Source organism: Gottfriedia acidiceleris, assembly GCF_002128425.1.
GTDB lineage: Bacteria > Bacillota > Bacilli > Bacillales > Bacillaceae_G > Gottfriedia > Gottfriedia acidiceleris.
On record NZ_NESS01000030.1, the window covers coordinates 1 to 7476 of the forward strand.

At 30.8% G+C, this 7476-nt stretch carries 7 protein-coding genes and 2 rRNA genes; 4 read left to right on the plus strand and 5 right to left on the minus strand.

Features of this window, described 5'->3' with window-relative positions; all coding sequences use genetic code 11:
- Together B6K90_RS23090 and rrf are read left to right on the plus strand one after the other, a co-directional pair.
- Window positions 1–109: ribosomal RNA gene (locus tag B6K90_RS23090) — 23S ribosomal RNA — on the plus strand; the annotation flags it as partial.
- A 57-nt stretch (window positions 110–166) separates the two neighbouring features.
- Window positions 167–282 (plus strand): 5S ribosomal RNA (gene rrf / locus B6K90_RS23095).
- A gap of 117 nt (window positions 283–399) precedes the next feature.
- Here rrf and B6K90_RS23100 read toward each other — a convergent pair.
- Together B6K90_RS23100 and B6K90_RS23105 are read right to left on the minus strand one after the other, a co-directional pair.
- A complete protein-coding gene (locus B6K90_RS23100; RefSeq protein ID WP_167555475.1) occupies window positions 400–1341 on the minus strand; it encodes an IS3 family transposase in 942 nt (313 codons plus the stop codon).
- 135 nt (window positions 1342–1476) lie between these two features.
- Window positions 1477–1917, minus strand: coding sequence for a hypothetical protein (locus B6K90_RS23105; RefSeq protein ID WP_088015034.1), 441 nt, complete (start codon window positions 1915–1917; stop codon window positions 1477–1479).
- 664 nt (window positions 1918–2581) lie between these two features.
- Between B6K90_RS23105 and B6K90_RS23110 the strand changes: the two genes are divergently transcribed.
- Window positions 2582–4483 (plus strand): endonuclease MutS2, encoded by a 1902-nt coding sequence (locus B6K90_RS23110; protein ID WP_088015035.1) that lies wholly within the window; start codon window positions 2582–2584, stop codon window positions 4481–4483.
- A gap of 185 nt (window positions 4484–4668) precedes the next feature.
- Window positions 4669–5382 carry a class I SAM-dependent methyltransferase gene (locus tag B6K90_RS23115; RefSeq protein ID WP_167555476.1) on the plus strand — a complete coding sequence of 238 codons (714 nt, stop codon included), beginning with the start codon at window positions 4669–4671 and terminating at the stop codon, window positions 5380–5382.
- Between the two features lie 88 nt (window positions 5383–5470).
- On the opposite strand, the gene B6K90_RS23120 is transcribed toward B6K90_RS23115, so the two are convergent.
- From B6K90_RS23120 to B6K90_RS23125, 3 genes are all read right to left on the minus strand, one after another.
- Entirely contained in the window at window positions 5471–6337 is an 867-nt protein-coding gene (locus B6K90_RS23120; RefSeq protein WP_088015037.1) for an aminoglycoside phosphotransferase family protein, read from the minus strand.
- A gap of 50 nt (window positions 6338–6387) precedes the next feature.
- Window positions 6388–6531: a hypothetical protein gene (locus B6K90_RS23910; RefSeq protein WP_167555477.1), complete on the minus strand. Its 144-nt coding sequence runs from the start codon at window positions 6529–6531 to the stop codon at window positions 6388–6390.
- A gap of 193 nt (window positions 6532–6724) precedes the next feature.
- Window positions 6725–7222, minus strand: coding sequence for a hypothetical protein (locus B6K90_RS23125; RefSeq protein WP_088015038.1), 498 nt, complete (start codon window positions 7220–7222; stop codon window positions 6725–6727).
- Window positions 7223–7476: the final 254 nt, after the last annotated feature.

Sequence of the window (7476 nt, forward strand, 5' to 3'; positions counted from 1 at the left end):
AGCGTTAAGCTAGTAAGACCCCTGAGAGACGATCAGGTTGATAGGTCAGAGGTGGAAGCGTGGTGACACGTGGAGCTGACTGATACTAATCGGTCGAGGACTTAACTAACAAGTTTGATGAAGACATTATCTAGTTTTGAGGGTACGAAGTACAACTCTATACAAATCAGGTGATTATTGCGAAGAGGTCACACCCGTTCCCATACCGAACACGGCAGTTAAGCTCTTCAGCGTCGATGGTAGTTGGGGGTTTCCCCCTGTGAGAGTAGAACGTCGCCTGGTTTACCAAAGTATCAGCTAATCAGCTGGTGCTTTTTTTATTTCGGATCTGTTATATTTTGGAAAAGGACTGTCAATTTGGACTTACCCCTGTCAAGTAGACACATTTAAAAAGACTAACTAAGCGACCGTTGTTAACCTGTATTTTACAGGGGAACAACGGTTTAGTCGTTTTTGTGACCGTTCATTATTATAGAACTGGATATACTCTTCAATTGCTTGAATAAGTTCCTGTTCTGAATTAATATTAGATAGATACACCAATTCACATTTGAAGTGTGAGAAGAATGATTCAACGCAAGCGTTGTCTAGACAGTTTCCTTTGCGAGAGTGGCTGCCTAATAGATTATTCTTTTCTAAGAACTGGCTGTATTTTGTAGACGTGTACTGGAATCCCTGATCTGAATGCAGGATACTTCCATGCACGTTTCTTTTTTTACATAAATCTTTAACTGTTTCCATGACCAATTTAAGATCATTTCGATTTGAACACTTCCAAGACACAATTTCATTATTATAAAGATCTTGAATGACTGAAAGATAATAAAACCTGTCTCCTACTTTGATATATGTAATGTCAGTTGCGAATGCAACGTTCGGTAAATCTTGTTTAAATTGACGATTTAAAAGGTTAGGATAAACATTCGATGCTTCCTTCCCATAGTATTTTCGTTTTTTACGAATGACGGATTTTATATCTAATTCTTTCATAATTCGATAAACCTTTTTATGATTAATGACCAATCCTTCATCTCTTAGACGATCAGTAACTCTAGGGTATCCATAATACGGTCGTATCGCATGGATTGCCTCAATATGAGATTTTACCGTGTCTTCAACAGTGGTTTTACTTAACTTATATAAATTTGATTTTCTCCATTTGTAGAAACCAGCTCTTGAAACTTTTGCGATTTGAATAAGCATCGTTAATGGATAACATGCTTTCATTTCATTTAGAATTTCAAATCGAACTCCTTTTGGAATTATCCCTCCCCCAGTATATTTGGATAACGCTTTTTTAAATATTCTACCTGTGCTTTCAAGTAATCTCTTCTTCTTCAATTGAATCAAACTTAGTTTTAGGACGCCCAGTGAACGGGATGAAAACTATAAACTAGTTGGAAAACTAAAACTAACACAAGAAAACGAACTGTTCATAACAGCTCGTTTTCTTTAACAATCATAAGTTTTTGTATTTTATAAAGAGATTGGTTTATCCACTCTATTTAAAATAACTCTACTTATATTATCTTTCCAGTAAATTTCATAATATAATTCTTTTTCCTTATCAATAAACTCACAACCGCCGCACTCTCTTTTTTTACCATGAAATTCACCAGATTGATTTAATAAAAACGTCTCTCCTCCTATGGTTCCATTTCTATATATAATCAAATAGCGTGAGTTGGACTTAACTAAATCCTTATCATATTTTCCTTTATATTTTATAGATGTTTGAAATAAGATATCAGTTCCGACCAAAGTCATTTCGTGTATAATTTCCCAATTATTATCGACTCCTCTAAAACTAACGGACTTGCTACTAAATAAATGATTTGCAATTTCTCCTTTTACTGGAGTAATTGAGTTAAATAAGAACAATAAACAGAATGTAAGAAGCGTTATTTTATTTTTCATTTGAAATCTCCAGTTTTTTATAATTAATATTCAATAAATTATGTATTTTTATACAATATTAGAAACCTTATTGAAAATATAAATTTGGAAGGTACATTTTTTACTTTTTACAAATAGCTTATTAGCTCAGTGAACATGAAACTTAAAGCAGTGAGCTTGCCTAATGGGTAAAAAAGTTGTAGAAAAATTTTAAAAAACACATATACTAAATTTAGTAGATCATCTTTACTTTTCAAATTCCACATAGTATGATGATTTCAATAAGTTAGATTTCAATGAACATAATAATAAATGAGGTGCATTTTGTGAGTGCAGTAGGTTCTAAATAGGAAAAAATTAATTGAAATAAATAAGATGAAAAAAGGGGAATTAGTAAATTCGTACCCTTAATTTTGTCATGTATTTATTTCAAACCTATGAAGATACCTACAATACTTTATAATGCGTATAATGAAATTAGTACAGCTACTCTCTGATAGCTTATTTAACTATTTTTCAATTATGATTGCCTTGTAATGTGATTAAAGCTGCGGTATCTCCGCAGCTTTTTTATATTTTTCGGGTAAAAACAGATCTTTATTTCTATAAATATTTTCATTGGAATTTGACAGGTAGGTATCTCCATTTATGATCGTTAAAATCATATTATAGAGGAGAATTAAAATTGAATAATATAACATTTGAAAAATTACAATATAACGAGTTAAAAGAAATTGTGAAATCTTATTGTGTAAGTGGATTAGGTAAAAAATTGTTAGATCAATTAGAACCCAGCTCTAATCTAAAAATAGTTAAAAATAGATTAAATGAGACAACTGAAGCTCGGGCAATTTTAGACGCTGAAGGACATGTACCTTTTTTAGGTGTTTCTAACATTGAAAATATCATTCAAAATCTTGAAAAAGGAATGATATTAGATCCAAGTGAATTAATCAGCATTTCAGATTTTTTAAGAGGATGCAGAAGAATTAAAAAGTTTATGCAAGATAAAGTGTTTTTTGCACCAATTCTTGCATCTTACGCAAACTCAATGAGTGAATTCTTACAAATTGAAGAAGAGATTAATTTCTCAATTAAAGGAAACATTGTTGATTCTGCGGCCAGTAAAGAACTTAAACGAATACGAAATAATATTGATTCAGTTGAAGAGAAAATTAAAGAACGTTTAAATAAATTTCTAAGTAATAGTGCCAATAAAATGTATATTCAAGACTTCTTTATAAGTAAGAAAGATGACCGATATACAATACCAATTAAAGCTTCCTTTAAGAAACAGGTTCCTGGATCAATTATTGAAGTTTCTTCTAAAGGGTCAACCGTTTTTATTGAACCGAATACAGTAACTAAATTTAACAGTGAGTTAGCTAGCCTAAAGGCTGAAGAGAAAATGGAAGAATATCAAATATTAGCTACCCTTTCAGGAATGATTTTAGAAAACATTTATGAAATAAATATAAATATGGAGTTAATTAGCCAATATGATATGGTGTTTGCTAAAGCTAAATTTAGCAAATACATTGGTGGAATTGAGCCAAAATTAAATGACTTAGGATATATAAAATTAGTTGAGTGCAAACATCCACTATTAACAGGTAATGTAGTTCCACTTAATTTTGAGATAGGGGAAAGTTATCGCAGTCTAATAATTACTGGACCTAATGCTGGTGGAAAGACGGTCGTTCTGAAAACAATAGGCTTACTAACTTTAGCAACAATGTCAGGTTTCCATATTATTGGAGACACGGGGACTGAAATTGCAGTATTTGAAAAGATTTTTGCTGATATTGGTGATAATCAAAGTATAGAAAATGCATTAAGTACATTTTCATCACATATGAAAAACCTATCGGACATTATGAGTAATTCTAATAATAATACACTTTTACTATTTGATGAAATAGGAAGTGGTACGGAACCAAATGAAGGAGCAGCACTAGCAATTTCTATTTTGGAAGAATTTTATATTATGGGATGCATTACAGTTGCAACTACCCATTATGGTGAAATTAAACGTTTTTCAGAAATGCATAGTGACTTTATGAATGCAGCAATGCGATTTAACAGTGAAACACTAGAACCTATGTATAAGTTAATAATCGGGAAATCAGGAGAAAGTAACGCTCTATGGATTTCTAAGAAAATGAATATTCGTGAAAATGTACTTCAAAGAGCGAAAGAATATATGGAAAATAAAGAATATCGATTAGAAAGGGTGAATGAAAGTGTAATAAGGAAACCAAAGATTGTCAAATTGAAAGCCGAGGAAAAGTTTAACTATCAAATAGGCGATCGAGTAAAATTATTAGACCTTGATAACTTTGGAATTGTCTATAAGGAAATCGATAATTTCTACAATCTCATTGTATTTTATAATGGAGATTTAATTGAAGTAAATGAAAAACGAATATCTTTAGAAGTAAAAGCTGCTGATCTTTATCCAAAAGGATATGACTTAGATACATTATTTGTTGATTATGCGACAAGGAAATTGCAGCACGATATTGAGCGAGGTTCAAAAAAAGCACTTCGAAAGATTCAAAAGGGATTGAGAAGTAACGAAGAGTGATATTTTGGCCATGAAAGACACTCGTTTTTCATCAGCAAATTAATGTACTTTGTATATAAACTAAAACATCAGCTCAAAAGCTGATGTTTTTAGTTTAAGAAAAAATTCATTGTTTTCAAGAATACAAAACAAATTTAAACTTAAATGAATAGACTATATCAAACTAAATGATTGGAGTCTTAAATATGAGGAAATTTTCTTATATAGATTTAATCGCTACGTTAAATATAGAAGACGCACATCCAGGTGGTTTTGATTTAACAAAAAAAACATTAAAATTTCTTCCACTTACATCTGAAAGCCAAGTTTTAGAAGTTGGATGCGGTTCAGGTAAAACGGCCAGCTATTTATATGAAAGTTATAATTGTTCAATTACAACAATCGATATTAACAGTAGGATGCTAGCTAGTGCTAAAAAACGATTTAACAAAAAGAAAATTCCAATTACTCTGCATCAAGCAAGTGCCGAGAACATTCCTTTTAAGGATAATTCATTTGATATTATTATTTCGGAATCAGTAACAAGCTTTACAAATGTAGATAAATCATTACGTGAATATATAAGAGTGTTAAAAAAAGGTGGATATTTTCTTGCCATAGAAATGACATCAGAGAGACCATTAACACTAAATGAAGAAAGTGAAATAAAAGATGTTTATGGTATTTCAAAAGTAAAAACGGTAAGAGAGTGGGAACAGGCATTCATCAAAGGGGGCTTTAGAGATTATAAAATCCTCAAAGGAAATACAATAATGAATACATCAATAAAGTCAATTGATTCACTACCATTTCAAAAGTTACCACCAGAGGGAATTGAATTACTTCATAGATTTCAAGAAATACTTTTGCGTTATAAAGATGTGTTAGGATATAGAGTATTTTTATGTAGAAAAAGATAGGCATAATAGCTTATCTTTTTTTTTGTTCTACAAAACTCCGGCTTACCAGGATTGGATTAATACCCAACTATCAATTTTATCCAAAAATTTATGTAGATTTGACCAAGCTAGTCCAATAATTCCAAGCTATTAAATATTCGTCTAAATCATTTGGATGATGTCTTATACATGTAGCTAACCTAAAGTATAATCCAACTAATACTTGTTCATATATTTTATGAGAATCATTATTTTGTAAAAATTTCAGATGACTCACTGCGGTAGAAATAGTTTCTTGCGTCAGACTATCTGGTGAAGAACAAAACGCATATATTAAATCATAATGTGGATCACCAAAAACTGGGGTTGGATCAATAATTCCACTTAAATCGTCATTGTTAAAAATAAAATTGTGTACTCCACAGTCACCGTGTAATAAGAAAGGTTCTCCTTGAAAAATGTTTTGGTTTGAATGGTTTACAATAGAAAGGATAAGTGTATGATCTTTTTTATCTAAGTACGAATCTACAATTTTATTAGACTCTGTAATTCTACTCATAAGAAAATCTGACCATGAACTTGATAAATCATCTGCCCATCCCCAACCTGGAGCATCAGGGTAAGATTCGTAATTATTTATTAACTGTTCAACAAGTGAGATAAGTAATTCTTTTTTATTTTTTCTAACATAATTTGTGTTACCAGGAATGAATGGATAAACTATGTATTTAAATGACTTTTCAGCAAAGAGTAAATTGGGTAATAAATCTACCTTGTTATAGAATTTAAGAAAATATGCTTCTGACTTTAACACATGAGGATCGTTTAATTTAACGATGTATTTGTTCTCGCTTTTTCTATCATCTAGGAGGTATATACAACTTGTTGTTCCACCGTTTAGTTGAGTGTACTTAATATCATCTTTATGTATTATATTCATACATGATAAATCATTTATTATTGATTCTATACGCATATTCTCCCACCTTCGATTAATAATGTACTTATTTAGTATACTCTTATAATTCAATGGTCACCACGTGGATAGATTGGAAAATGCTTATTAATCTTTACTTTATTTATGCATAAAACTGTTTTGGCAATTGTAAAAGTATACGTATACAAGCTAAGTATGAATAAAATAAAAATAATTTGAATGATTCTTTTCATAATAACACCTATACATATTGTTATAATGCTCTTATTCTTTGTCTAAAGATGGGATGTTATTTTGTATTAGCAAATAATAGTATAGAGAGTTGTTGAAAAAGACACGTATGAATTTAAAAAGGGTGTCCCAAAAGTCAGCAATTGACTTATGAGACATACCCACATTAATTGAATATAAGTTTTTACTGAGTTATTAAAAAAAGAATAATGCAGCTAATGCTACTCCTGCAACAAAACCAAGTGCAATTGAAATACCAAATCCGCAACCGAAAAATCCGCATCCAAATCCATCTCTACGGAAGTCTCGATCTACTCTATTATCGAAGCGATTATCGAATCTGTTATCAAATCTGTTATCGAATCTATTATCTACGCGATGATCAAATCTGTTATCAAAGCGATTACCGAACATATTATCAAAACGATTTTCATTGCGGGAACTTCTATTTGAAAAGTTTCTTTCTGAGAAATTTCTATGAGATTGGTTTCTGTTCATATTACTTCTATCTCGATTTGATGATCTATTAGATGAATTAGAGTTTTGACGATGTTGATTGACTGGTTCAATAAAAACTCGATCTTCAGTTACTCTAGTAATACGACCAACATGCTCATTTCCATCTTTATCGAAAATGCGTACAACCTGCCCTCTAAAATTATTACATAATTGATGGGCTTCATTACATTGCATAACAATTCCTCCTTTTCTTGTACTAATCTATGGAAGAGGAATAGTTTGTGCTTGTACTTATACCTAGTTGTACAATTAACTAATTAATTTGTTTTAAATTTACGTAATTTATTTTTGTTAACTTTTTGTAAAAGAAATGCTTGCAATCATTTGGACAAGGTGGTATATTTGTATATGTTGTCACGACAAAACAAGTACGAACAACAAAAAAATATAATAAGTTGTTGACAGATGATTTGACAAAATGTTATTAT

Excerpts from the sequence above, each read along its gene's own strand:
- B6K90_RS23105 (WP_088015034.1), bottom strand. The coding sequence starts at position 1,917 with ATGAAAAATAAAATAACGCTTCTTACATTCTGTTTATTGTTCTTATTT.
- B6K90_RS23115 (WP_167555476.1), top strand. The coding sequence starts at position 4,669 with ATGAGGAAATTTTCTTATATAGATTTAATCGCTACGTTAAATATAGAA.
- B6K90_RS23120 (WP_088015037.1), bottom strand. The coding sequence starts at position 6,337 with ATGCGTATAGAATCAATAATAAATGATTTATCATGTATGAATATAATA.
- B6K90_RS23910 (WP_167555477.1), bottom strand. The coding sequence starts at position 6,531 with ATGAAAAGAATCATTCAAATTATTTTTATTTTATTCATACTTAGCTTG.
- B6K90_RS23125 (WP_088015038.1), bottom strand. The coding sequence starts at position 7,222 with ATGCAATGTAATGAAGCCCATCAATTATGTAATAATTTTAGAGGGCAG.